Raw genomic sequence first — 24,105 nt, 5'->3', positions numbered from 1 at the left:
GGGGGGGGGGGCCGCCGCCCCCCCCCCCGATTCTCGAAAGGAGGCAGCCTATGCGGTACTGGAAAGCGATCCTGTCGCTGGTCGCCCTGCTCGCGCTCGGCAGCGCCCTGGCCCCGGGCGCTGAAGCGCAGGCGCCCAAAGGCGAGTACAAGATCGGCGTGCTCGAGCCCCTTACCGGCCCGCTCGCCGGCGAAGGCAAGCGGCACCTGGAGGGGTACGAGATCATGCGCGACATCATCAACGAGCGCGGCGGCGTCATGGGGAAGAAGCTCGTCTTCACCGTCGCCGATGCCCCGAACCCGACGGCCGCCGCCAGCGAGGCGAACCGGCTGATCACCCAGGAGGGGGTCAAGATCATCACGGGCACGTTCTCGTCCACCCTCTGCGGCGCCGCCAGCGAGGCGGCGGCGCGGCACAACGTGATCTACTGGGAGACCTCCTGCGTGGACCCGAAGTTCACCCGGCGCGGGCTCAAGAACGTCTTCCGCACCGAGATCGACGGCACCGGCTTCGGCTGGTACATGATCGAGTTCGCGGCCAAGCACCTGGCGCCCAAGCTCAACATGAAGCCGAACCAGTTCCGGGTCGTCTTCCTCTCCGAGGACTCCTCCTACGGCCAGGGCGTCACGGAATCCGCGCGTGATCGCGCCAAGCGCGAGTTCGGGATGCAGGAGCTGGCCGCCGAGTACTACAACTTCCGGACGATCAACGACTTCACCCCCACTATCGTGAAGTTCAAACAGCTGAACCCAGACATCGTCTTCGCCATCTCGTACAACAACGACGCGATCCTCTACTGGCGGCAGGCAAAGGAGCAGAACTTCGTCCCGAAGGCCCAGGTGTCGGCGGGCGCCACCGGCTACGGCTCGCCGGACTTCGGCAAGGCGTTCGGCAAGGACGCTGACGGCCCGTTTGCCCTGCTCGAGCCGGCGCCCGGCTTCAAGGTGGAGGCGCTCCGCCCCGAGGGGCAGGCCATCGAGCGCGCCTTCCGCGATGCCGTGCAGAAGCGCACCGGGTCGCATCCGGTCGGTGGCCACCAGCTCGCCGCGGGCGGGCTCTGGATCCTGAAGCTGGCGCTGGACCGCGCCAAGACCGACGAGCTCAACAAGCTCCGCGACGCGGCGATGTCCCTGGACCTCCCCGTGGGCTCCTCCGTCAACGGCTGGGGCGTGAAGTTCGCGGAGAGCGGCCAGAACGCCAACGAGCGAGTGCAGCACTACATGCTCCAGTGGCAGAACGGCGAGTTGCTGACGGTGTGGCCCGAGGAGTTCACCGTGAAGCGGCCGAAGTGGATTCCGCTTCCGCCCTGGGACCAGCGCAAGTAGGGTCGGGGTCCCCTCACCCCTCCCTCTCCCCCAGCGGGCGCGAGAGAACTAACCGATACACCCTCTCCCTGCCAGGGAGAGGGTGGGGGTGAGAGCCTCACACGTGGCTGCGTTCGCTCAGCTCGTCGTTTCCACCATCCTCCTCGGCGGGATCTACGCGCTCATCGCGGTCGGGTTGACTCTCATCTTCGGCATCATGCGCGTCGTCAACTTCGCCCACGGCGAGTACCTGATGCTCGGCATGTACCTGGCTTTCTGGGCCTTCACCCTGTGGCAGCTCGATCCCTACGTGGTGCTCTTCGTGGCCGCGCCCCTCTTCTTCCTGGTGGGCCTCATGAGTTACTTCCTGGTGATGCGCGGCGTGATCACCGCCTCCCACAACGTCCAGATCTTCACCACCGTCGGCCTCTCCATCGCGCTCCAGAATCTGGCGCAGGTCCTGTGGACCGCCGATTTCCGCATCGCCAGGCCGTGGCACGCATCCGTGGTGGTGCCGTTCGGCGGTGCCGCGTTCAACCTCTCCCAGTTCGTGGCCTTCGCGGTGGCGGGCGCCCTGACCCTCGGCCTCTTCGTCTTCATGAAGTGGAGCCACGCCGGGCGCGTCATGCGGGCGACGGCCCAGGACCGGGAGGCCGCGACGCTCATGGGGATCGACACCGACCGCGTCTACCGCCTGACCTGGGCCATCGGCATCGCGTGCGTGGGTGTGGCCGGCGTCCTCATGTCCCCGCTCTACTCCGTCTACCCGACGGCCGGGCTCCAGTTCGTCCTGCTGGCCTATGTCGTGGTGGTGCTGGGCGGCCTCGGGGACATGGTGGGGGCGCTCCTCGGAAGCCTCATCGTGGCCGCTGTGGAGGTGGTCGGCTCGTACTTCCTCGGCATCGCCTGGAAGGAGGTCCTCTACTTCGTGCTCTTCATCCTGGTGCTGGTCTTCCGCCCCGCGGGCTTGCTCGGCCAGCGGGGCGCGGAGACCCTGGGAGCGTGATGCGACGCCACCTGGCAGCCGCGATCGTGTTCGGCGCCGCCGCGCTGGCACCCACCGTCATCGAGGACGCCTACCTCCTGGACAGCCTGGTCCTGATCCTCATGTGGGGGGCGGTCTCAGCCGCCTGGAACGTGGCGGGCGGCTACGCCGGGCAGCTGTCGCTCGGGCACGCGGCGTTCTTCGGCCTCGGCGCCTACTCGGCAGCGCTCTTCGCGACGCGCTGGGAGCTCTCCCCCTGGATCGGTCTCCTGGTTGGCGCCGTCCTTTCCACGGGCGCAGGGCTCGTCATCGGCTACCTGTCCAACCGCCTCCGCGGCCCCTACTTCGCCCTCGCCACCATCGCCTTCGCCCAGGTCCTCCAGATCGTGGCCAGCCGCTGGCGCGGCTTCACGCGGGGCTCGGAGGGAATCCCGGTCCCGTTCCGCCCCGGGTTCTGGACGCTCGGCTTTGCCAACAAGGCGACCTGGGTCTATCTGACGCTCGGCGTGGCCCTGCTGATCTACCTCGTCGAGGTCTACCTGGAGGTCTCGCGAATGGGCTACCGGCTCGCCGGCGTCCGGGAGGACGAGGACGCGGCCCAGGCGGTGGGAATCGCGAGCCGCCGGCTCAAGGTGGTCGCTATCGCGATCAGCGCGGCCCTGACCTCGGTCTGCGGGAGCTTCTGGGCCCAGTACGTCGGCTTCGTCGACCCGGCGTACGTCTTCTCCATCGACCTCTCGATCCTCTTCGCCCTCAACACGATCATCGGCGGGCTCGGCACGGCGCTTGGCCCGTTCTACGGGTCCGTCCTGATCACGTCCCTGGAGACCTTCCTGCGCGCCAAGTTCTCCGGCCTCGCGGCCGGGCTCTCCAGCATGTACCTCATCATCTACGGCTGCCTCCTGATCGTCGTCGTGCGCTTCGTGCCCCAGGGACTCGCCCTCTGGCTCGGCCAGCTCCTCAGGCGGAGGATCGGCGTTGCTCGCGCTTGAGTCGGTCAGCAAGCGCTTCGGCGGCCTCGTGGCTGTCCGGGAAGTCACGCTGCAGGTGGGGGCCGGGGACCTGGTCGGCGTCATCGGCCCCAACGGCGCGGGCAAGACCACGCTCTTCAACGTGATCGCCGGCTACTACCGCCCGGACGAGGGCCGGATCCTCTTCGGCGGCCGGGACATCACCGGCCACGCGACCCACGAGATCTGCCGCCTCGGCCTCACCCGCACGTTCCAGATCGTGAAGCCCTTCGGCAGTCTCCCCGTGCTGGACAACGTGATGATCGGAGCCCTCACCCGGATTCACTCGGTGGTAGCGGCCCGGCGGGAGGCCCGGCGCGTCGTCGAGTTCTGCGGCCTCGCCGACTTCGCCGAGGTCGCGGCCAGGTCGCTCCCGATCGGTTTCAGGAAGCGCCTCGAGGTGGCGCGGGCCCTCGCCACGCGACCGCAGCTCCTCCTCCTCGACGAGGTGATGGCCGGGCTCAACCCCGCGGAGCTGGCGGCGATGGTGGAGCTGATCCGGCGGCTCCACACCGACGGGCTCACCGTGATCGTCATCGAGCACATCCTGGCGGCCATCATGCGCCTGGCGCAGCGGATCGTGGTGCTCCACCACGGCGAGAAGATCGCCGAGGGACCGCCGAGCCAGATCGCGCGGGACGCGAAGGTGGTGGACGCCTACCTGGGCGAGGAGTTCGTGCTTGCTGAGGCTTGACGGCATCGACGCCTTCTACGGCGACCTCCAGGCCTTGCACGGCGTCTCCTTCGAGGTCCGGGAGGAGGAAATTGTCGCGCTCGTCGGCGCCAACGCCGCGGGCAAGACCACGACGCTCCGCGTGGTCTCCGGCATCCTCGCGCCCCGGGCCGGCCGCGTCATCTTCCAGGGGACGGACCTGGCCGCCGTCCCCGCCCACCGGCGCGTCGATCTCGGCATGGTTCAGGTCCCCGAGGGACGGCGCCTGTTCCCGTTCATGAGCGTGATGGAAAACCTGCTCCTGGGCGCCCACAGCGACGGGGCGCGCGCCGTCCGCGATCGGAGCCTCGAAGAGGTCCTCGCGCTCTTCCCGGCGCTCGGGGAGCGGACGAGTCAGCTCGCCGGCTCGCTCTCCGGCGGCGAGCAGCAGATGCTCGCGATCGCCCGCGCCCTGATGGCCCGGCCCAGGCTCCTGATGCTCGACGAGCCAACCCTGGGCCTGGCCCCGGTGCTCGTCCGGAAGATCTTCGACACCGTGAAGGCGATCAACGCGGGCGGCGTGACCGTGCTGCTGGTGGAGCAGAACGTGCGTCAGGCGCTCGCCCTCGCCCACCGGGCCTGCGTGCTGGAAAACGGCCGCCTGGTACTGGCCGGCCCTGCCCAGAGCCTGCTCAACGACGAGAGGCTCAAGCGCGCGTACCTCGGGATGTAGTCCACGCCGCGGGTCCTGTCACGGCGAGCAGCCCCACCGTCGGGGCCCGGGTACCCGCGCCGAAGGCGTGGGTGCGCCCGGTGTGGGGGACCCCCCGGCCCCGCCGGTGGGGCGCCCCGCTCGCCGTGCTACCCGCTGGGCTTCATCCCGAGCCGGAGGATAGAAGGATGCGGATCAACCGGAAACGGCTGGAACAAGCGTTCGAGGCCCTCGGCAAGATCGGCGAGACCCCGAACGGCGGGCTCACGCGTCTGGCGTTGACCGACGAGGACAGGCGGGCGCGGGATCAGATGGTGGCCTGGATGAAGGAGGCCGGGCTCAGGGTGAGCGTGGACCAGATGGGCAACATCTTCGGCGAGCGGCCCGGCACCGGGATCTTGCCGCCGCTGATGATGGGCTCGCACGTGGACTCGGTCCCCACCGGCGGCAAGTACGACGGTCAGCTCGGCGTCCTCTGCGGCCTCGAGGTGATCCGGAGCCTCAACGACGCGGGGACCCGCACCCGCCACCCCGTCACACTCGCGATCTTCACGAACGAAGAGGGGGCTCGGTTTCAGCCGGCGATGATCGCCAGCGGCGTGATGGCGGGGAAGCTCGCCCTCGAGGACGCCTACAACGCCCGGGACAAGAGCGGGATCCGCCTGGTGGACGAGCTCGAGCGGATCGGCTACCTTGGGTCCGAGCCGTGCGTTCCCCGTCCGATCCGCGCCTATGTGGAGCTGCACATCGAGCAGGGCCCGTTCCTGGAGGAAGAAGGGCTCTCGGTCGGTGTCGTGGAGGGAATCGTCGGGATCGCGTGGTCCCGCCTCACGCTCCACGGAGTGCAGGACCATGCCGGACCGACGCCGATGAGGACCCGTCACGACGCCCTGGTGGCTGCCGCGGATATCGTGCGCGCGGTCCGCGCCGTCCCGGGCCAGGTGAGCCCTGACATGGTGGGGACGGTGGGCCGGCTCGATGTCTCGCCCAACATCACCAACGCCATCCCGGGCAGGGTCGCGATGAGCGTGGACCTGAGGGACCCGAAGGACGAGCACGTCACGCGAGGCCTTGCGCTCCTCGACCGCGCGGTGAAGGACGCCGCGACGCGCGAAGGGGTGCGCTACGAGCTGGAGCATTACTGGCGCGTGCCGCCCACGCCCTTCAACCCCGAGGTGCTTGAAACCGTCGAGCGCGCCGCGAAGTCGCTGGGCTGCCGCTACCGGCGGATCCTCTCGGGCGCGGGCCACGACGCCCAGTACATGGCTGCCATCTGCCCCACCGCGATGGTCTTCGTCCCGTCGCACAACGGCCGGAGCCACTGCGAGGAGGAGTTCACGCCGATGGACGACATCGAGCACGGCGCCAACACCCTCTTCCTGGCCGCCCTCGAGCTGGCCGGCCCGGCGTGATCTCCCCGCGGCGCTGAGGTGACGATGGGACTCTACGCCCGGTATGTGCTCCCCCACCTCATCAACCTGGTCATGCAGAACAAAGCCGACACGGCAGAGCGGGCACGCTTCATCCCGCTGGCGTCGGGAACGGTCCTGGAAGTCGGCATCGGCTCGGCCCTCAACGTTCCCTTCTACTCGCCGAACATCGAGAGGCTCTACGGCCTGGATCCGTCGCTCGAGCTGTGGAAGCTCGCGCGCCGGCGGATCACCCGCGCACCTTTCCCGACCGACTTCATCCCGTGCTCGGCCGAGCGCATTCCGCTCGGCGACCGGACCGTCGATACGGTGGTGACGACCTGGACGCTCTGCACGATTCCCGAGCCGGTCCGCGCGCTGGAGGAGATGAGACGGGTCCTGAAATCCGAAGGCCGGCTCATCTTCATCGAGCACGGGCGCTCGCCCGACGACCGTGTTCTGAGCTGGCAGGAGCGGCTCACTCCCATGTGGAAGCGGATCGGCGGCGGTTGTCACCTCAACCGCCGGATCGATGCGCTCGTCACCGAAGCCGGCTTCCGCATCGCGGAGATCGAGAAGGCTTACAGCCGGGGTCCGAAACCTCTCGCCTACCTCTACAAGGGGGTCGCCCGGCGGTCGTGAGGCGTCAGCCCGGGCAGGCTCGCGTCGTCAACGGCCAGCGCGTCTCAGTCCATCAGGGCCTGGCATCTTGTTTGCTCGCTACTAACCGGGGGGTCGAAATGCCGGGGAAGACTACCCGGAGGGCGGCAAATCTTGCCGGAGGTGGCAAGGTGATCCAGGGTGTGAATGGGTTCGTTCCGTTCGGGGCTCCCGAGAGCGCCGTGCGCCGGATCGACGGCCGGGGCTTCTCGGCGATGCTCGATGCCGTGACGGCCAAGACTCCCGCCGAGGACGGCCTGGCGGAGATCCTCCAGGGCTCGCTGAGGCTGAAGCTCCTCGAGGCCCTGAGCCGCGTTCCCCGATCCGCCGAGGCTCCCGCGCCACCCCCGGCCGCGGCTCCCCCGGCCGTCGACGCGGCGCCCGCTCCCCCGCCGCCGGCTCAGCCCGATCCCGAGGCGATCGTCCTCGCACCCCCAGCGCCGAAGGGCGAAGAGGCGCTCATTCAGGAGATCGCCCAGCGCACGGGGGTGGATCCGGCCTTCCTCAACGCGCTCCGGCGCGCCGAGAACGGGAGGCCGGGGCGCGAGTTCGGCGTCCTGTCCATCCCCGCCCCGACCTACGAGAACCAGGCGCAGGTGGCCGCCGAAACCATACGCCGCAACGCGGAGCGCTTCGAGCGGAACGGAGGACAGGTGGTGGACCCGGGGTCGGGCCGCTACACGGAGGAGTTCATCCGCTTCTTCTCGAGCCGCTACGCCCCGGTGGGCGCCGAGAACGACCCCACCGGTCTGAATCGCTACCACGCCCGGAACCTGATCCGCCTCTACGGCCAGCTCGCGCCGAAGGCGTGACGGACGCCAGTCGCAACGCCTAGGGAACTCGGAGGGGGGCGTCGCCCCCCTTCCGATCCCTCCCCCCAGGAGGATTGCGCCGGCCGGGTACCCGCGCCGGAGGCGTGGGTGGGCGCTCGAAAGGCGTTCAGGCGCCCCTTGCGATCACTCCGACAGGCTCCTAGCACACGGCGACCCGCCGGCGGATCTCGATCGGCTCGTCCAGGAAGACCGTGTACGTTTGCGTCTTGGGCCAGCAGCCGGACTCACGCTGCGTCACTTCACCGGGCTCGACATATGACTCAAGAGCTCCCGGACCAGGCGCTCGATCTCATCCCGAGAGCGGCGAAAGACCTCACGGATCTCGTCGGGGGAACCTGTTGCCCGAGCCGGATCCTCGAGCGGCCAGTGCAAGCGTTTGACGCCGGGGAGCAGCGGGCACCGCTCCTCAGCGTGGCCGCAGACCGTGACCACGCAATCCATCGAGCGCGCGAGCCCCTCCGTGAATGCCTTGGAGCGGTGGTGCGAGAGGTCGATCCCCTTCTCCCTCATGACCTCGACGGCCACCGGGTTCACGCCCTTCGGGTCCATCCCCGCGCTGAAGGGCTCAACCTTCCCCTCCCCGTAGGCCCGGGCGAACCCTTCCGCCATCTGGCTCCTGGCTGAGTTCCCGGTGCAGACGAACAGGACCCGCTTCATGGTCGGGCACCTCTCGTGGTCGGAGCAAACATCCTAGCGGGTGAGGCCGAGCCGGGTGACCACAGGCAGGTGATGATCAGAAACCGCCGCTCCCCGGGCGCGGGCGCCGGGCCCACGCGGAGGCGACGGATCAGCCGGTCGGCCCAGCGCTGGAGGAAGAGAATCAGCTCGTCCACCTGGACACCCCTTGCCATTGTACCCCCGCCCTTGCTACGCTGGCCTCACCGAAGCGTCGTCCGGCACCGGCGAGCCCGATGACCAGGCCCCTCACCGACGAGCAGCGCCAGATCGTCGCCGCGATCCGCCAGTTCGTGGAGAAAGAGGTCAGACCCGTCGCCTCCGCCCTGGAGCACGACGACCTCTACCCGCACGAGCTGGTGGCGCGGATAAAGGAGCTTGGGCTCTTCGGCTGCCTGATCCCCGAGGCGTACGGCGGGCTCGGGCTCAACTCGACCACCTACGCCATGATCATCGAGGAGCTCTGCCGCGGCTGGATGTCGCTGGCGGGCGTGATCAACAGCCACGTGATGATGGCGCTCATCGTCACGAGCTTCGGGACCGACGAGCAGAAGCGCCGCTTGCTCCCGGCCATGGCGCGCGGCGAGAAGCGCGGCGGCCTCTGCCTGACCGAGCCCCACGCGGGCTCCGACGTCCAGGCGATCAAGACGGTCGCACGCCGGCGCGGCGAGGCGTACCTGGTCACGGGAACCAAGATGTTCGTCACGAACGGGCGCGAGGGAAATACCTTCGCCCTCCTGGCGCTGACCGATCCGAAGGCCGAGCCGCGCTACAAAGGCATGTCCTGCCTCATCGTGGAGAAGGGCCCGCCGGGCCTCACCGTCGCCAAGTCCATCTCGAAGCTCGGCTACAAGGGCGTGGACACGGCCGAGCTGGTCTTCGACGAGTTCCCGGTTCCGGCGGTTAACCTGGTGGGCGGCGTGGAGGGCCGGGGGTTCAGGCAGGTGATGGCGGGGCTCGAGACCGGCAGGATCAACATCGCCGCGCGCGCCGTCGGCGTCGCGCAGGCGGCCTTCGACGATGCGCTCCGCTACTCCCAGCAGCGGGAGACCTTTGGCAAGGCCATCTGCCAGCACCAGGCGATCCAGCTCAAGCTCGCCGACATGGCGACCAAGCTCACCGCCTCGCGCCTCTTGACGTACTGGGCCGCCGAGAAGAAGGACTCGGGCGAGCGCTCGGACCTCGAGGCCGGGATGGCCAAGCTCTTCGCGACGGAGGCGGCGCAGGAGATCGCGCTGGAGGCGATGCGCATCCACGGCGGCTACGGCTACATCAAGGAGTACCCGGTCGAGCGCTACTACCGGGACACGCCGCTCATGATCATCGGCGAGGGGACCAACGAGATCCAGCGCCTGGTGATCGCGCGGCAGCTCCTCGAGCGGTACGGCGAGCGCCAGGACGCGCTGAAGCCGCTCGAGGGCGAGCCTCCCGAGCGGCGCCAGCTCGTCCAGGCCATCCGCGCTTGGGTCGAGCGCGACGTGATCCCGGTGGCGTCGCGCTACGAATTAGCCGATGAGTATCCCCTTGAGATCGTCGAGAAGCTCAAGGAGCTGGGCCTCTTCGGCGCGACGATTCCCCAGGAGTACGGAGGCCTCGGCCTCGACTACACCACCTACGCGATGATCGTCGAGGAGATCTGCCGGGGCTGGATGTCCGTCTCAGGGATCCTGAACACGCACCTGATCATGGCCCACATCGTCCAGCACTACGGCACCGAGGCTCAGCGCCAGCGCTTCCTGCCGGCCATGGCGCGCGGCGACAGGCGCGGCGGGCTGGCCCTCACCGAGGCGAGCGGAGGATCGGACGTCCAGGCGATCCGGACCGTCGCCCGGCGCGACGGCGACCACTACGCGATCACCGGCTCCAAGATGTTCATCACGAACGGCCGACACGGCAACACCTTCGCCCTCCTGGCCAAGACCGACCCCCAGGCGAAGCCACCGCACAGCGGGATGTCCTGCTTCATCATCGAGAAGGGTGGGCCGGGCTTCACCGTGAGCCGCGACCTCGACAAGCTCGGCTACCGCGGCCTCGACACCTGCGAGCTGGCCTTCGAGGAGTTCCGCGTCCCGGCCGCGAACCTGGTGGGAGGCGTCGAGGGGCGCGGCTTCAAGCAGGTCATGGCCGCGATCGAGACCGGCAGGATCAATATCGCCGCCCGCGGCGTCGGGGTGGCGCAGGCCGCCTTCGAGGCGGCTCTCCGCTACTCCCAGCAGCGGAGCGCCTTCGGCAAGCCGATCTGCCAGCACCAGGCGATCCAGCTCAAGCTGGCCGACATGGCCACCAAGGTTACCGCCGCCCGGCTCCTGACCCAATGGGCCGCCGCCAGGAAGGACTCCGGCGAGCGCTCGGACCTCGAGGCCGGCATGGCGAAGCTTTTTGCCTCCGAGGTCTCATATGAGGTCTCCCTCGACGCAATGAGAATCCACGGCGGCTACGGCTACACCACCGAGTTCCCCGTCGAGCGCTACTACCGGGACGCGCCGCTCCTGATCATCGGCGAGGGGACCAACGAGATCCAGCGCCTCGTGATCGCCCGCCAGCTCCTCCAGCGCCATCCGGTGTGATGGAGGTCTTGAGAGATTACGAAGGCCGTGCCATCAGGCTTACCGATGAACGACTCGTCCACATCCAGCGGCGGCCGGAGATGGTAGGACAGGAAACAAAGATCGCCGAAACCTTAGCTAACCCCGATGCCGTCATAAAAGGCCGCGACGATCCTTCCATTTGGCTGTACCATAAGCTCTACGAGCACACTCGCGTAAGTCGGAAGTATATGCTAGTGGTGGTAAAGGTCCTTGCCGAAGATGCTTTATCCTAACAGCGTTCTTCAGCGACAGAATGAAACAGGGGCTTACCATATGGGCAAAATAACCGTCTGGTACGACGAAGCAGGTGACTATCTGGAGGTCACCTTCGCTCAGGCAGAGGGCTATTTCAGGGAAGTGGCTGAAGACATCTTCCAACGCGTCGATGAAAGCGGAAGAGTCCTTGGCTTTGCGGTGTTCAATTTCAGGAAGAAGTCCTTGGCACCCGTGGAAGTACCGATCGAACTGAAAGGCTTAACCTCGTGAGGATAATCGGCGAGGGGATGCACGATATCCAGCGGCTCGTGATCGCCCGCCAGCTCCTCCAGCGAGACCCCAGTTAGACCGCACAGTAAGGTGTGGAATCCTCTTCAAAATACAAGAGGCAGCGCTAACCCGATGTCCGCTTTCGGTTGACCACGATGACGCACAGGAAGATCGCGATAATCTTAGGAGCTGGCGCCTCGAAGGCATACGCGAGATGCCCCTACCCGTTGCTTCCTGATTTGCTCCCAGATATCTTGACGAAGGCAGACACCCACACATGACAATAGTGTGACAGAAACAGTAAGGACGAACGCCTAGACATTCGGGCGCGATGCCCTACGGGCGCTACTTCGAGGAGTTCGCAATCGGCGAGGTGATCCGGCACTGGCCGGGCCGGACCATCACCGAGGCCGACGATACCTGGTTTACCCTCCTCACGATGAACCAGCACCCGGTCCACATCGATGCCCACTACGCCGAGAAGTACACCCAGCACGGCCAGCGCCTGGTCAACGGCACGCTCGTGTTCGCCATCGGCGTCGGGATGACGGTGGCCGACATCTCGGGGCGAGCTATCGCCAACCTGGACTACGAGCGGATCACCCACGACGCGCCCACCTTCCACGGCGACACCCTCTACGCGGAGACCGCGATCCTCGATAAGAAGGAGTCGGCGAAGGGCGACAGGGGCGTGGTGTACGTGGAGACGCGCGTGACCAACCAGCGGGGGGAGCTCGTCATGACCTTCCGCCGTCATGTGCTGATCCCGAAGAAGACCCACGCCACCCTTGGCGAGGGGAAGCTCCCGTACTGAGCCGAGCCATCCCTTGACGAGCGCCCGCCCGCCCCTCGACGGCCTTCGCATCCTGGCGGTCTCCCAGTTCGGCGCCGGTCCCTTCGGGACCAATGTGCTGGCGGACCTCGGAGCCGAGGTGATCAAGATCGAGGATCCCGCCGTCGGGGGCGATGTCGCCCGGTACATCCCCCCATATGTCGGCGACCGCGACTCGCTCTACTTCCAGGCCTTCAACCGCGGGAAGAAGTCTCTCGTGCTCAACCTCCAGCACCCCGAGGGGCAGGAGGTCTTCCGCGATCTCGTGAGAGTCTCCCACGCGGTCTACAACAACCTGCGCGGCGACCAGCCAGACAGGCTCGGCCTCACGTACGCCCACCTCAAGGCGGTGAACCCCCGGGTCGTCTGCTGTTCGCTCACCGGCTTCGGGCTGACCGGTCCGCGGGCGGCGGAGCCCGGCTACGACCCGCTCATGCAGGCCTACGCCGGCTTCATGTCCGTGACCGGCGAGCCCGACGGGCCGCCCGTCAAGTGCGGGGTGTCCATCGTCGACTTCGCGGGCGGCTATGTGTCCATGCTCGGCCTCATGGTCGGGCTCTTCGACGCCCAGCGCACCGGCGTCGGGCGCGATGTGGACGTCTCGCTCCTCGACACCGCTGTGGCCATGCTCTCCTACTTCGCGATCTGGGCGCTCAATCGCGACTGGGCGCCGACGCGGATGGAAGACTCCGGGCATCAGACTCTCGTTCCTTCCCAGAACTTCGGTACCGCCGACGGCTGGATCGTCGTGTTCTGCGCCAAGGAGAAGTTCTACCAGAATCTCGTGGAGGCGATGGGCCTCGCCCACCTGGCCGCGGACCCGCGCTTCGCCAGCTTCGCCGACCGGCTCGCGCACAAGGCCGAGCTCATCGCGATCCTCACCGCGCGCTTTCGCGAAGACACCACAGAAGCGTGGCTCCGTCTGCTCCGCGGGAAGGTGCCGTGCGCGCCGGTCAACTCGCTGCGCGACGCCCTGAGCGACGAGCAGGTTCTGGCGCGCGACCTGATTCTCGAGGTCAAGCACCCGGTCTTCGGCACGCTCCGGGAGGTGGCCTGCCCCATCAAGACAGAAGGCGTGATCGCGAACCCTGCCCCCGGCCCCGGTCTCGGCCAGCACACCGACCAGATCCTGAAGGAGACGCTGGGCTACTCCGACGAGCGGATCGCCCGCCTCCGGGCCGCAGGCGTCATCGGTGCCCAGACCAGCGAAGGAGCCACCCATGGACGAGGAACTGTTTAGGGCCATCACCCTCGACGACATGAAGATGCCGGCGGGCTGGTCCGTCAACTCGGGCCAGACCCACCTGTACACGCCGGCGGAGCGCGAGCTGATGCTCCGCGCCCGGGCCTTCGCCCAGCAGGAGCTGGCGCCGAAGGCCGCCGGGGCTCACCGGCTGGTGGAAGAGGTCAAGGCGAAGTTTCAAGGCAAAGAGCGGCGGGCGAAGCTCCGCGAGATCGCCAAGGGGTACCTCAGAACGCTCGCCGAAGCGGGAATGGCCGGGGCGCTCTACCCCGAGCAGTACGGCGGAAACGGCGCCGGCGTCGCCGCCGAGTGCATCCTCGACGAGGAGCTGGCGGCGGCGGGCCATCCCGGCGACACGATCCGCTCCGTCTCCCTGGTCCTCGGAACGGTCTCGATCCTCCGCTACGGCACCGAGGCTCAGAAGAACCGCCACATCCCTCCCAGGCTGGCCGGCGAGGAGCTGGCTGCGCTCGCGATCACCGAGCCCCAGATCGGCTCGGACACCTCCCGGATGCAGACGCGGGCGGTCCTGAAGGGCGACCGGTGGGTCCTGAACGGCCAGAAGCGCTTCTGCACCGGCGGCGGGCTCGCCGACTATGTCACGCTCTTCGCCATCACCGACACGGGCGCCCACCCGCACAAGGGCATGTCGTGCTTCATCGTGCCGATGGATCACCCCGGGGTCCGGATCCGCCGGCAGCTCGACGAGGTGATCATGGCGGACTGGTTGGACAACGTCCACTTCGAGCTGAACGACGTTGACATCCCGAAAGAAAACCTCCTTGGCCCGCTCAACGGCGGCTACCACGTCCTCATGGATGAGCTGGACACCGAGCGGGTCACTTACTGCATGGCCACCCTCGGGTCAGCCCGCCGGGCCTTCGAGATCGCGGCCGAGTACTCCACCAAGCGGGTTCAGTTCAAGCAGCCCATCGCGATGTTCGAGGGAGTCTCGTTCAAGCTCGCCGAGATGTACACCCAACTCGACGCCGCCCGTCAGCTCGTCTACCGCACCGCCAAGCTGATCGGGGCCGGGCTCCCGGCCCAGCGGGAGTCGGCGGTGACCAAGCTCTTCGTCGCCGAGGCTGTCTGGCACGTCGCCGACCAGGCGATGCAGGTGCTCGGAGGCGCCGGCTACACGAGCGATTTCCCCATCCAGGCCATCTTTCGCAATGCGCGGCTCATGAGGATCGGGGCGGGTTCGGACGAGATCATGAAGTTCCTGATCGCCCGGGAGCTGCTTCGAGAGATCAAGGGGTAGGGATGGGGTTGACGAGGCCGGTTCCGGACGTCCTCGACGACGTCGAGTCCGCCGTCGGCCCGCCCTGGATGACGGTCCTGCACAACTGCGACTGCCACACGTTCGAGGACGTCGTCCGCCAACTCATGAAGGCGATCGCCTGCTCGGAGGCCGACGGCTGGGAGATCGCCTGGCGCGTCCACAACACCGGCAAGGCCGTGGTGAAGGTCGGGAGCGAGGCGGAGTGCGTGCGCGTCGGCAACATCCTGGCCGAGATCGGCCTGGTCGTCACCGTCATCCAGTCCTGACGCCCCCGCGGGCCGGCGACGCGCGAAAAAAAGGCAACGACCGAAGGTCGTTGCCCCGCCTCGGGCGGGAGAGCCGATCGGCCCTATCCGGAAGCCTTGGGCGGGTCGGTCAGCAGGATCCAATCGTTGGGCGCGTCGCTGGACGGGGGCGCGGCGGTCGACGTGGCCAGCGTTCGGTTACGGCTCGGCGAGAACCAGATGTACTCGGTCGGCGCCGCGGGCTCGGCGCCGGGCGCCGGAAGCTCCTCGATCTCCGGCCCCGTCTGCCCGCTGGCTGCCCGATCGAGGCGCCGCTGCCGCTTCGCCGCCTGCTGAGCCTTCCTCGCCTCCTCCCGCCGCCGCTTGTCGCCGCGGTACATCCGGGCACGTCCCGCCATCCCTCGCCTCCACGCCGATCTGTGAGCTACCCTTTTATAGCACAGACCCGCCGTTTCACACACACCTGCCTTGACACATCTCCGAGTGGAGCATACAATCCTGCCGTTTCGTGCCTGAGCGAGACTTCATGGTCGAGCACGCGGACCGCTGGATTGCGCTGAACGGGGTCAAGTTCCACTTCCTCGAGTGGGGAACGCCCCACGCCCCGCCGCTGGTCCTGCTCCACGGCTTCACGGGGCACGCCCAGAGCTGGCCCCAGTTCGCCGAAGCCGTGGCCGATCGCTTCAGAGTCCTCGCCCTCGACCAGCGGGGCCACGGCGACAGCGACCATGCTCCCGACGGCGACTACCGGATCGCCACGATGGCGGCCGACCTCGCGGCGTTCGCCGACGCGCTCTGCCCGGGCCGCTTCAACCTCCTCGGCCTCTCGATGGGCGGGCGCGTGGCCATCCGCTACACCGGCGCCAATCCCGGACGCGTGGCGCGGCTGGTCCTGGTGGACATCGGTCCCGAGATCGCCCCCGAGGGGCTCGCCCGGATCCGGACCATGGCGGCCACGGTCCCCGAGGCGCTCGACTCGGAGGACGCGGCCTACCGGCTCCTCCGCGCGGCGGCACCGCGCTATTCCGAGTCGCTCCTCCGCCACCGGGTGGCGCACAGCTTCAAGCGGCTCCCGAACGGCAAGCTCACCTGGAAGTACGACCGGGCCCTGCGCGAGCAGGCGCGCGAGGGAGTACGCGACATCCCTGACCTCTGGCCCGATCTCGCCCGAATCGCCTGCCCGACGCTGATCGTGCGGGGCGCCGAGTCCGACGTGCTCTCCCCCCAGATCGCCAAACGCATGCTGGAGACCCTCCCGGACGGCCGCCTGGTCGAGGTGCCCGAGGCCGGCCACACCGTGCCCGGTGACCAGCCCGAGGCCTTCGCCCGCATCGTGGCGCAGTTCCTGTCGACATGAGGACGGTCCCGAGCCGGGGAGACCGCGATGGCTCGTGAGTTCGCCCACCTGCCCGTTGACCGTGTGATTTACGGCGCCGGCTCGCTGGCGAGCCTGCCCCAGCAGCTCGATCGGCTCGGCATCAGCCGCGCCTTCGTCGTCACCGGGCAGACGATCGCGACCAAGACGGGGCTGCTCGACCGGCTGAAGGGGCTCCTCGGCGTGCGGCTGGTCGGCGTGTACCCCCGAGCCGGTGAGCACGTGCCGCGGAGCCGGGTCGTGGAGGCGGCCCGCGCCGCGGCGGAGGCGAGGGCCGATTGCCTGATCAGCCTCGGCGGGGGAAGCCCGGTGGACACGACGAAGGGGGTGGCGTTCGCCCTCGCCGAGGGGATCACGGCCGCAGAGGAGTTCAACGCCTACAGTACGCGCTTCCCCCCGCCGGAAGGCCCGAAGCGGCCGTTCTCCACGGCGCCTCCACCCCCCCACATCGCAATCACCACCACGCTGTCGGCCGGCGAGCACACCCCCAACGCGGGCAGCACCGACGAGGTCAAGCACAGGAAGGACGGCATCGCCCACCCGCTCCTGGCGCCGAAAGTGGTGATCCTGGACCCCGAGCTGACCGTTGACACGCCAGCCTGGCTCTGGGCGTCCACCGGAATGCGCGCGTTCGATCACGCGGTGGAACGGTTCTACTCGCCAGGTCACCAGCCGCTCAGCGACCCGCTCTGCCTGGAGGCGATCCGCCTCCTGACCCGGTTCCTGCCGGTGTCTACGCGCGACCCCCACGACCTGGACGCGCGCCTCCGGTGCCAGCTCGCCGCCTGGCTCTCGATCTACGGCGCCTTCAACGCCCCGGTCGGGCTCTCCCACGCCATCGGCCACCAGCTCGGCGGACGCTGCGGGGTCCCGCACGGGATCACCTCCTGCATCACGCTCGCCCGCGTGATGGCGTACAATGCCCCCGCGGTGCCGGAGCGGATGGCGGCGATCGCCGACGCGATGGGCGCGACGGAGGGGCCCGCGGCGGTGGACGACTTCGTCAAGGGCCTCGAGCTCCCGACACGGCTGAGCGAGACGGGAAAGGTGAAGGAGGAGGACCTGGCCCCGCTCGCCCACGAGACGTTCGCCGAGCTTCGGCCCGGTCACAACCCGCGCCCTGTCAGGAGCGCGGAGGAGATTCTCGAGATCCTCCGGTCAGCCTGGTAACCCTCGGCCCCGACAAAGGAGGTCAGTATGGCAACCCTCAGGACCAAGAAGCGTATCGTCACGGGTCTCGCGGTTCTCGTCCTCCTGCTCGCCGCAGGCTTCTACGCGGTGGCCCAGCAGGTGGAGGAGGCCAAGCGCCAGCGCGTCGTGCCCGCGGCGGGAGGGAAGTATCACGTGCTTCCCGCCACGCTTGAGACCACCCAGTGGGGCTGGCTCGATCCGAAAGAGCCTCCCAAGCTCGTCGTCAACTCGGGGGACACGGTCGCTGTCGAGACCATGATGCACGCCCACAACAAGATCCAACCCGGGACCACCATGGACGAGATCGTGGCCCTCCGGAAGGCGAACCCTGGCGGCGGCCCCCATTCCGTGACCGGCCCCATCTACGTCAACGGCGCCGAGCCGGGGGACGTGCTGGAGATCCGAATCCTCAAGATCACGCCCAAGGCCTTCGGGATCAACTTCAACCTGCCGGGCAAGGAGTTCCCCACGATCGGCGCCCTGGCGCCCGAGATGCCGGACGGGTTCGTGAAGTTCTTCTACCTGGACTGGGAGAAGCGGCAGGCGGAGTTCAAGCCGGGGATCGTGATCGACCTCCAGCCGTTCCCGGGCACGCTCGCCGTCGGGATCGATCCCAACGATCCCTCCCCGCGAAAAGGAGGCTCGAAGGATCCGATGGCGCCGGTCTCGACGCTCCGGCCGTGGAAGAACGCTTCTAACATGGACCTCAACGAGCTGCAGGAAGGGACCACGATCTTCGTCCCGGTCTTGCTGAAGGGCGGCCTCGTCTGGACCGGTGATTCCCACTGCCGCCAGGGCAACGGCGAGGTGAACCTGACGGCCCTCGAGTGCGCCTGGCGCGAGATCGTGATGCAGCTCATCGTCCGGAAGGACATGAAGCTCGAGTGGCCCCGGATGGAGACCAAGACCCACTGGATCATGATGGGGTTCGACGAGGACCTCAACAAGGCCATGGTCAACGCGACGCGCGAGGCCGTGGACTTCCTGTCCAAGCAGAAGATGGTCCCCCTGGACCGCTACGAGGCGTACTCCGTCGCCTCGATGGTGGCTGACTGCCGGGTCACCCAGGTGGTGGACATCCGCAAGGGCGTCCACTGCATGGTCCCCAAGTCGATCTTCGCCAAGAAGTAAAACTCGAAGGGGGGCTAACGCCCCCCTTCCGATACCTCCCCCCGGAGGTTGCGCGGGCAAAGCCCGCGCTCGAACTAGCGCGTGTCATTACGTAAGGTTGCCGACCCGGTCGGCGCGCGTTTCGCCAGCGTCGTTGTCCTCGTTCTCCTGGCCGCCCCTCCCGCGTGGGGCGGCGGCCCCATTCCTGTGGTCACGGCCTCGACGGACCTGAAGGCGCTGGTGGAGGTCGTCGGGGGGGACCAGGTCCAGGTCGAGAGCCTGGCCCCGCCCCTCCACGACCCTCACGCGGTCGAGGTGAAGGCGGGTCAGCTCGCCCGGCTCAAGGCCGCGGCCCTCCTGGTCAGGATCGGCCTCGATCACGAGCCGTGGCTGACCCGCGTCCTTCGCTCGATCAACGACCCGCGGCTCGTGCGCGGCAGCCCCCACTATCTCGATGCCTCCAAAGGCATCCAGCTCCTTCAGGCCGAGACGCCGAGGGTCAGGCCCGAGCGGGGGGTCCACCTTCACGGCTTCGGCAACACCCACTACTGGCTCGATCCTGAAAACGCGCGTGCCATCACCGGGGCTATCCTGGAGGCGCTCAGCGCCCTCGCGCCGACCGAGGGTCCGAGGTTCGAGGCCAATCGAGCGGAGTTCCTCAAGCGGCTGGACGCGGGGCTCGAGCGCTGGGCGAGGGCGATGGCGCCGTACCGCGGCACGCGGGTCGTCGTGGTGCACGAGACCTGGCCGTACTTTGCTTGGCGGTTCGGCCTCGTCGTGGTCGCGGCGGTGGAGCCGACTCCCGGGATGCCGCCGTCGCCGTCCTACCTCGCCGCGCTGACCCAGAAAATGCGCGAAGCCGGCGTCAAGCTCCTGATCGCCGAGCCCTCCTCCAACGTCTCGGTGGTCAGCCAGGTGGCGGCGCGGAGCGGGGCGCGGGCCGTGACGTTGATCCCTTCCGTGGGCGGAGACCCCGCGGCGCGCGACTATCTCAGCCTCTTCGACGTCAACGTCCAGCGCCTGACCGAGGCCATCGGGAGCACGCGATGAGGGCAGCGAGTCCTCGGAGGGGGGCGCACCCACGCCGACCCCTACCCGGCGCGGGTACCCGCCCCTTCCGAACCTCCCCGGTCGGTTGCGCGGGCCAAGCCCGCGCTCGAGCGTCCGACGTGCACCACGTACTTCGCCCTGACCGAAGCGCTCGCAGCGGCTCGCTGACGGCTCGCCCGAACGTGCTACAATCCGGTCAGGAACCGGCGAATGGGAACTTTCACGGTGGAGGTCACACTGAGCCACCCGGAGCGCCGAGCGAACCGCTTGACTCTCGAGCTGCTGGTCGACACCAGAGCCACCTGGAGTCTCATCCCAGCCGGAGCCGCTCGCTCCCTCGGCGTTGAACCCTCAGAGAACCGCCCGGTCAGGACCGCTGACGGCCGACGACTCGAGCTTCCCCTCACTGAGATACGTTTCACCATCGACAGCCGAAGCCTCACCACGCCCTGCCTGATCGGCGCCGCCGACGCTCCCGCTCTGCTCGGTGCTGTCACGCTCGAGGCGTTCGGCCTTGCCGCCGATCCTGTTCAGAAGACCCTCGTTCCAGTCACGGGCCTTCTTCTCTGACGCCCCGGCAGCGACGATCCCGCTGACCAACTGGGGCCCGTGCAACCGCGTGACCCCATGAGCGTGGCGCTGGAGGTCCTGTGGCTCCCGTTCCTCGCCTGCCTCGTCCTCACCGGGATCCACGTCTACCTCGGCCTCCACGTCCTGGCCCGCGGCGTCATCTTCGTCGACCTTGCGCTCGCCCAAGTCGCCGCCCTCGGGATCACGGTCGCGTTCCTGGCCGGGCATCCGATCCAGAGCGAGGCGGCCTACTGGTACGCGCTCGCGTTCACCGTCGGCGGGGCCGTGCTCTTCTCCGCGAGCCGGACCCGCCGCGCGCCCATCCCCCAGGAAGCGATCATCGGGATCGTCTATGCGGTGTCGGCGGCAGCGGCGGTCCTCGTCGTCGATCGGGCACCACAGGGGAGCGAGCACATCAAGCAGCTCCTGGTCGGCAGCATCCTCACCGTCACCCCGGCCGAGGTCGGCACACTCGCGCTTCTCTACGCCGTGATCGGCGGGCTGCACTGGGTGACCCGCCGGCCGCTGCTCGAGATTTCCTTTCAGCCTGCCGCGGCGGCCGGGCGCGGGCGGTGGATCCGGTGGTGGGATTTCTTCTTCTACGCCTCGTTCGGGCTGGTGGTGACCAGCTCGGTCAGGATCGCGGGCGTCCTCCTCGTGTTCTCGTATCTCATCGTCCCCGCCGCCGCCGGCGCGCTCCTCAGCGGGTCCGTGACTGGCCGGCTGCTGGTCGGCTGGACCCTCGGGTTCCTCGTGAGCGTGCTGGGCCTCGTCGCCTCCTACGCGTGGGACCTTCCGACGGGCGCCACCGTCGTGACGACTTTCGGTGCCTTCCTGGCGGCGGTGGCCGTCGGGATCGGGGCGCGGGCGCTCGCGCGGGAGGTCAGGGCCCGGGGCCTGAGCGCTCTGGCCGGGCTGGGCGTCGCCGTGTTCGTCCTGCTCGGGGCGGCGGGTTTCCTGCTCGTCCTGTTCCCCCAGATGGACCACCACTGGCTCAACTGGCTCGAGGACGCGGCGCCGAGGGTCCAGCTTGCCTTCCTCCGGCCGATGGAGCGCCAGACCTTCTGGGACAGCCGCGAGGCGATCCGGCGGGGGATGGCTGAGCTCCAGCGTCTCCGGGCGATGCAGCAGGAGGTCCAGTGGGGAACCCGGCAGATGCCGGAGGAGATGCAGGAGCGCCTCAGGCAGTTCCTCGCGAGCCGGGGCGAGATCGCAGCGGGAGACCGGATGGTGCTGAGAACGCTCAGAGCCAAGGCCCGGGAGCGCCAGCGCTACTGGCTGGGGCTCCCGCTCCTCGCGGCCGGAGTCCTCGGCGCTATCGCCCTGGCCCGCCGCTGGCGGCGAGCGCGCCGACAGGACTGAGCCGGTGGGTGTCGCCTCCACCCGGCTGGCCACGGGCCAGTTCGCGCTCCTCTGGTCCGCGGCCTTCGCCTTCTTCCTCTCCTTCTACCTGTTGCTCCCGACCCTCCCGCTCTACGCGCGGGCGCTCGGCATCGCCGAGTCGCAGATCGGCCTCATCATCGGCTGCTTCGCCCTGTCGTCCATGGTGGGCAAGCCGTGGGCCGGCTGGGCCGCGGACCGCTACGGGCGCCGGCCGCTCCTCGTCGCGGGCGCGCTGATCTTCCTCGGCTCCTCCCTCCTGTACGGGTGGAGCCGGACGGCGGCGGCCCTTCTCCTGGTCCGGATCTTCCACGGGATGGGGATGGGGCTCTACCCGACGGCCGCAACCGCCATGGTCGCGGACATGGCCCCGCCGGAACGTCGCGGCGAGGCCATGGGCTTCTACGGCGCCGCGAGCAATGTGGCGCTGGCCGCGGGCCCGTTCCTGGGGGCGTGGATGGCCGAGAGCACGGGGTTCCGCGCGCTGTTCGGGGTCTCGGCACTCGTCGCGGCGCTGGCCGTGGGACTGACGCTCTCGCTCAACGAAACGGCCCTTGAGAAGCGCCGCGTCGCCTTCAGCCTCACGGGAGTCCTGAGTCGCCCGGCGCTCCTGCCGTCCGGGGTTCTCCTCTGTCTCATGGCGACCTACGGGGTCCAGGTCGCCTTCCTGCCGCTCTATGTCCAGTCACGCCACGCCGGAAACCCTGGTGTCTTCTTCCTCGCCTTCGCCCTGGTCGCCGCTGCCGTCCGTGGCTACGCCGGCCTTCTTTCGGACTGGCTGGGACGCGCGCCGGTGGCGGCGGGCGGCATGCTCGTGACCGGCCTCGCGATGGCGACACTCGCGGTGGGCGGCGAGCTCCCCGCGCTCGTGCTTGCGGGCGCGCTCTACGGGGTCGGCCTCGGCGCAGCGCAGCCCGCGCTCATGGCCTGGACCGTGGACCGGGTCCCCCCCGCCGAGCGCGGCAAGGCGATGGGGGTATTCTTCACGGCGCTCGAGCTCGGGATCGGCATCGGCGCCATCGGCTTCGGGGGCGTCCTGAGCGCCGCGGGGTTCCCCGTCATGTTCCTCCTGGCCGGCGCGCTCGCCCTGGCCGGTGGCGGTCTCGCGCTCGCCAGCGTCCGACGCTAAAATCGTGTCGGAGTAACACCTTTCGAGCGCGGGCTTGGCCCGCGCAACCGATTCATGGGGGAGGTCTCGGAGGGGGACACCCACGCCTCCGGCGTGGGTACCCGGGCCCCCTCCGATCTGAAGACAGGGAGGCAGCCATGAAGGCCGTCCGCTTTCACCGCTACGGCGGACCCGAGGTCCTGAGGTGGGAGGAGGCCCCGGACCCCGAGGTCCGTGCCCAGGACGTGCTCATCAAGGTCGAGGCGGCGGGGGTGAACTTCTCGGACCTGATGCGCCTCGCCGGCCAGTACACGACCAAGGATCCGCTGCCCGCGGGGCTCGGCGTCGAGGCAGCGGGGACCGTGGTCCGGGTCGGGGAGCAGGTCAGCGGCATCGCACCGGGAGCGCGTGTCCTCTGCCGGGGGGCGCGCGGCTGCCAGGCGGAGTACGTCGCGGTGCCCGCCGCCCTGGTCAACCCGATCCCGGCCAGCTGCACTTTCGTCGAGGCGGCGGCGATCCCGGTCGTGTTCCTGACCGCCTACCACATGCTGAAGACCCTCGGGCCGGTGCGGGCCGGCGAGAGCGTCCTCATCCAGGCGGCCGCATCGGGAGTGGGGACCGCGGCCGTGCAGCTCGCCAGGCTCTTCGGCGCCCGCGTCTTCGCCACCGCCTCGAGCGACGAGAAGCTGAGCCTGGTCAAGAGGCTCGGAGCCGACGAGGTGATCAACTACACCCGCCAGGACTTCCTCGCCGAGGTGATGGCCCGGACGGCCAACCGCGGGGTGGACCGGATCCTCGAGTGCGTGGGCGGCGACGTCCTCACGAAGAGCGTCAAGGCCCTCGCGCCGGGCGGCAAGCTCTTCGTCTACGGGCGCGCCAGCGGGACCCTTCCGCCGCTCTCGCCCGAGGAGTTCTTCCCGAAGAACCTCCAGGTCATCGGCGTCCACATCGGGATGCCGCCGTGGACTCCCGAGCAGCACAAGGCGGCGCTCGACGAGCTGCTCGCGCTCGTGGAAGCCGGCAAGATCCGGCCGGTCGTGGACCGGACTTTCAGGATGTCGGAGGTGGCGCAGGCCCACGACTACCTGGCCCAGCGCCGGACGATGGGGAAAGTGCTGCTGGTGCCCTGAGGGCAAGAACCGCGCCCGAAATTCGTTTCGCGCGCCGGAACGAGTGTGTCCGGCTCGAGCGCGGGCTTTGCCCGCGCAATCAACTCGGGCCTCGCGCGGCGGGTGGCCTGCCTCTCGGCATGGCCCGAACCCGCCACGCTCGAACTGCATCGGGGGGGCATCCGGGGGGCGCCGTCGAGGCCCCCCCGGAACTGCTAATCCATAATGTAGAGCGGGGTCTTCAGAAACGGCAGGGTGGGGAGCCCGGGCGCGACGCCGCCGAAGCCGAGCTGGTT

At 68.7% G+C, this 24,105-nt stretch carries 24 protein-coding genes; 21 read left to right on the top strand and 3 right to left on the bottom strand.

The features are described 5' to 3' along the window. The first annotated feature begins 50 nt into the window (after window positions 1-50). The 8 genes from HY726_08680 (at window position 51) to HY726_08645 (ending at window position 7,544) form a co-directional block, all read left to right on the top strand. Window positions 51-1,325, top strand: a complete 1,275-nt coding sequence (locus tag HY726_08680) for an ABC transporter substrate-binding protein (protein ID MBI4609070.1) — start codon at window positions 51-53, stop codon at window positions 1,323-1,325. Window positions 1,326-1,413: 88 nt separating this feature from the next. After that, window positions 1,414-2,310, top strand: coding sequence for a branched-chain amino acid ABC transporter permease (locus HY726_08675; GenBank protein MBI4609069.1), 897 nt, complete (start codon window positions 1,414-1,416; stop codon window positions 2,308-2,310). Further along, on the top strand, window positions 2,310-3,281 hold the full coding sequence (locus HY726_08670) for a branched-chain amino acid ABC transporter permease (GenBank protein ID MBI4609068.1): 972 nt from the start codon (window positions 2,310-2,312) through the stop codon (window positions 3,279-3,281). Before HY726_08675 ends, HY726_08670 begins: the two co-directional genes overlap by 1 nt. Beyond that, window positions 3,268-3,993 (top strand): ABC transporter ATP-binding protein, encoded by a 726-nt coding sequence (locus tag HY726_08665; GenBank protein MBI4609067.1) that lies wholly within the window; start codon window positions 3,268-3,270, stop codon window positions 3,991-3,993. Before HY726_08670 ends, HY726_08665 begins: the two co-directional genes overlap by 14 nt. After that, entirely contained in the window at window positions 3,980-4,684 is a 705-nt protein-coding gene (locus tag HY726_08660) for an ABC transporter ATP-binding protein (protein ID MBI4609066.1), read from the top strand. The genes HY726_08665 and HY726_08660 overlap by 14 nt, the downstream gene beginning before the upstream one ends. A 167-nt stretch (window positions 4,685-4,851) precedes the next feature. After that, window positions 4,852-6,075 (top strand): Zn-dependent hydrolase, encoded by a 1,224-nt coding sequence (locus tag HY726_08655; protein MBI4609065.1) that lies wholly within the window; start codon window positions 4,852-4,854, stop codon window positions 6,073-6,075. 24 nt (window positions 6,076-6,099) lie between these two features. Continuing rightward, the gene (locus HY726_08650) at window positions 6,100-6,714 is read left to right on the top strand and encodes a class I SAM-dependent methyltransferase (protein MBI4609064.1); all 615 of its coding nucleotides are present in this window, start codon (window positions 6,100-6,102) and stop codon (window positions 6,712-6,714) included. 149 nt (window positions 6,715-6,863) lie between these two features. After that, complete coding sequence (locus HY726_08645) at window positions 6,864-7,544, top strand: hypothetical protein (protein MBI4609063.1); 681 nt, start codon at window positions 6,864-6,866, stop codon at window positions 7,542-7,544. Window positions 7,545-7,799: 255 nt separating this feature from the next. Here the strand turns inward: HY726_08645 and HY726_08640 are convergent, their stop codons facing one another. After that, window positions 7,800-8,222 (bottom strand): arsenate reductase ArsC, encoded by a 423-nt coding sequence (locus tag HY726_08640; GenBank protein ID MBI4609062.1) that lies wholly within the window; start codon window positions 8,220-8,222, stop codon window positions 7,800-7,802. Window positions 8,223-9,556: 1,334 nt separating this feature from the next. Here HY726_08640 and HY726_08635 point away from each other — a divergent pair. From HY726_08635 to HY726_08610, 6 genes are all read left to right on the top strand, one after another. Next, window positions 9,557-10,807, top strand: a complete 1,251-nt coding sequence (locus HY726_08635) for an acyl-CoA dehydrogenase family protein (protein MBI4609061.1) — start codon at window positions 9,557-9,559, stop codon at window positions 10,805-10,807. 231 nt (window positions 10,808-11,038) lie between these two features. Next, the gene (locus HY726_08630; GenBank protein MBI4609060.1) at window positions 11,039-11,314 is read left to right on the top strand and encodes a DUF2283 domain-containing protein; all 276 of its coding nucleotides are present in this window, start codon (window positions 11,039-11,041) and stop codon (window positions 11,312-11,314) included. 331 nt (window positions 11,315-11,645) lie between these two features. After that, the gene (locus HY726_08625) at window positions 11,646-12,128 is read left to right on the top strand and encodes a MaoC family dehydratase (GenBank protein MBI4609059.1); all 483 of its coding nucleotides are present in this window, start codon (window positions 11,646-11,648) and stop codon (window positions 12,126-12,128) included. A gap of 13 nt (window positions 12,129-12,141) precedes the next feature. Continuing rightward, the gene (locus tag HY726_08620) at window positions 12,142-13,386 is read left to right on the top strand and encodes a CoA transferase (GenBank protein MBI4609058.1); all 1,245 of its coding nucleotides are present in this window, start codon (window positions 12,142-12,144) and stop codon (window positions 13,384-13,386) included. Beyond that, window positions 13,367-14,650 carry an acyl-CoA/acyl-ACP dehydrogenase gene (locus HY726_08615; protein ID MBI4609057.1) on the top strand — a complete coding sequence of 428 codons (1,284 nt, stop codon included), beginning with the start codon at window positions 13,367-13,369 and terminating at the stop codon, window positions 14,648-14,650. The genes HY726_08620 and HY726_08615 overlap by 20 nt, the downstream gene beginning before the upstream one ends. A gap of 2 nt (window positions 14,651-14,652) precedes the next feature. Next, complete coding sequence (locus HY726_08610; GenBank protein MBI4609056.1) at window positions 14,653-14,937, top strand: ATP-dependent Clp protease adaptor ClpS; 285 nt, start codon at window positions 14,653-14,655, stop codon at window positions 14,935-14,937. 83 nt (window positions 14,938-15,020) lie between these two features. Here the strand turns inward: HY726_08610 and HY726_08605 are convergent, their stop codons facing one another. After that, window positions 15,021-15,314 (bottom strand): hypothetical protein, encoded by a 294-nt coding sequence (locus HY726_08605; GenBank protein ID MBI4609055.1) that lies wholly within the window; start codon window positions 15,312-15,314, stop codon window positions 15,021-15,023. 128 nt (window positions 15,315-15,442) lie between these two features. Here HY726_08605 and HY726_08600 point away from each other — a divergent pair, with 128 nt between their 5' ends. The 4 genes from HY726_08600 to HY726_08585 all read left to right on the top strand — a co-directional run bounded on the left by HY726_08600 (window position 15,443) and on the right by HY726_08585 (window position 19,642). Beyond that, window positions 15,443-16,273, top strand: coding sequence for an alpha/beta hydrolase (locus tag HY726_08600; protein ID MBI4609054.1), 831 nt, complete (start codon window positions 15,443-15,445; stop codon window positions 16,271-16,273). 27 nt (window positions 16,274-16,300) lie between these two features. After that, complete coding sequence (locus HY726_08595) at window positions 16,301-17,461, top strand: iron-containing alcohol dehydrogenase (GenBank protein ID MBI4609053.1); 1,161 nt, start codon at window positions 16,301-16,303, stop codon at window positions 17,459-17,461. Window positions 17,462-17,488: 27 nt separating this feature from the next. After that, window positions 17,489-18,613: an acetamidase/formamidase family protein gene (locus HY726_08590; GenBank protein ID MBI4609052.1), complete on the top strand. Its 1,125-nt coding sequence runs from the start codon at window positions 17,489-17,491 to the stop codon at window positions 18,611-18,613. An 81-nt stretch (window positions 18,614-18,694) separates the two neighbouring features. Continuing rightward, window positions 18,695-19,642 (top strand): zinc ABC transporter substrate-binding protein, encoded by a 948-nt coding sequence (locus HY726_08585; GenBank protein ID MBI4609051.1) that lies wholly within the window; start codon window positions 18,695-18,697, stop codon window positions 19,640-19,642. A 351-nt stretch (window positions 19,643-19,993) separates the two neighbouring features. On the opposite strand, the gene HY726_08580 is transcribed toward HY726_08585, so the two are convergent. Next, a complete protein-coding gene (locus tag HY726_08580; protein ID MBI4609050.1) occupies window positions 19,994-20,242 on the bottom strand; it encodes a hypothetical protein in 249 nt (82 codons plus the stop codon). A 27-nt stretch (window positions 20,243-20,269) separates the two neighbouring features. Between HY726_08580 and HY726_08575 the strand changes: the two genes are divergently transcribed. From HY726_08575 to HY726_08565, 3 genes are all read left to right on the top strand, one after another. Beyond that, a complete protein-coding gene (locus HY726_08575; GenBank protein ID MBI4609049.1) occupies window positions 20,270-21,574 on the top strand; it encodes a metal ABC transporter permease in 1,305 nt (434 codons plus the stop codon). A 4-nt stretch (window positions 21,575-21,578) separates the two neighbouring features. Next, entirely contained in the window at window positions 21,579-22,721 is a 1,143-nt protein-coding gene (locus HY726_08570) for an MFS transporter (protein MBI4609048.1), read from the top strand. A 137-nt stretch (window positions 22,722-22,858) separates the two neighbouring features. Further along, a complete protein-coding gene (locus tag HY726_08565; GenBank protein MBI4609047.1) occupies window positions 22,859-23,830 on the top strand; it encodes an NADPH:quinone oxidoreductase family protein in 972 nt (323 codons plus the stop codon). Window positions 23,831-24,105: the final 275 nt, after the last annotated feature.

The sequence above is a fragment of the Candidatus Rokuibacteriota bacterium genome, assembly GCA_016209385.1.
Lineage (GTDB): Bacteria > Methylomirabilota > Methylomirabilia > Rokubacteriales > CSP1-6 > JACQWB01.
This window is presented reverse-complemented; position numbering and strand designations above follow the sequence as displayed.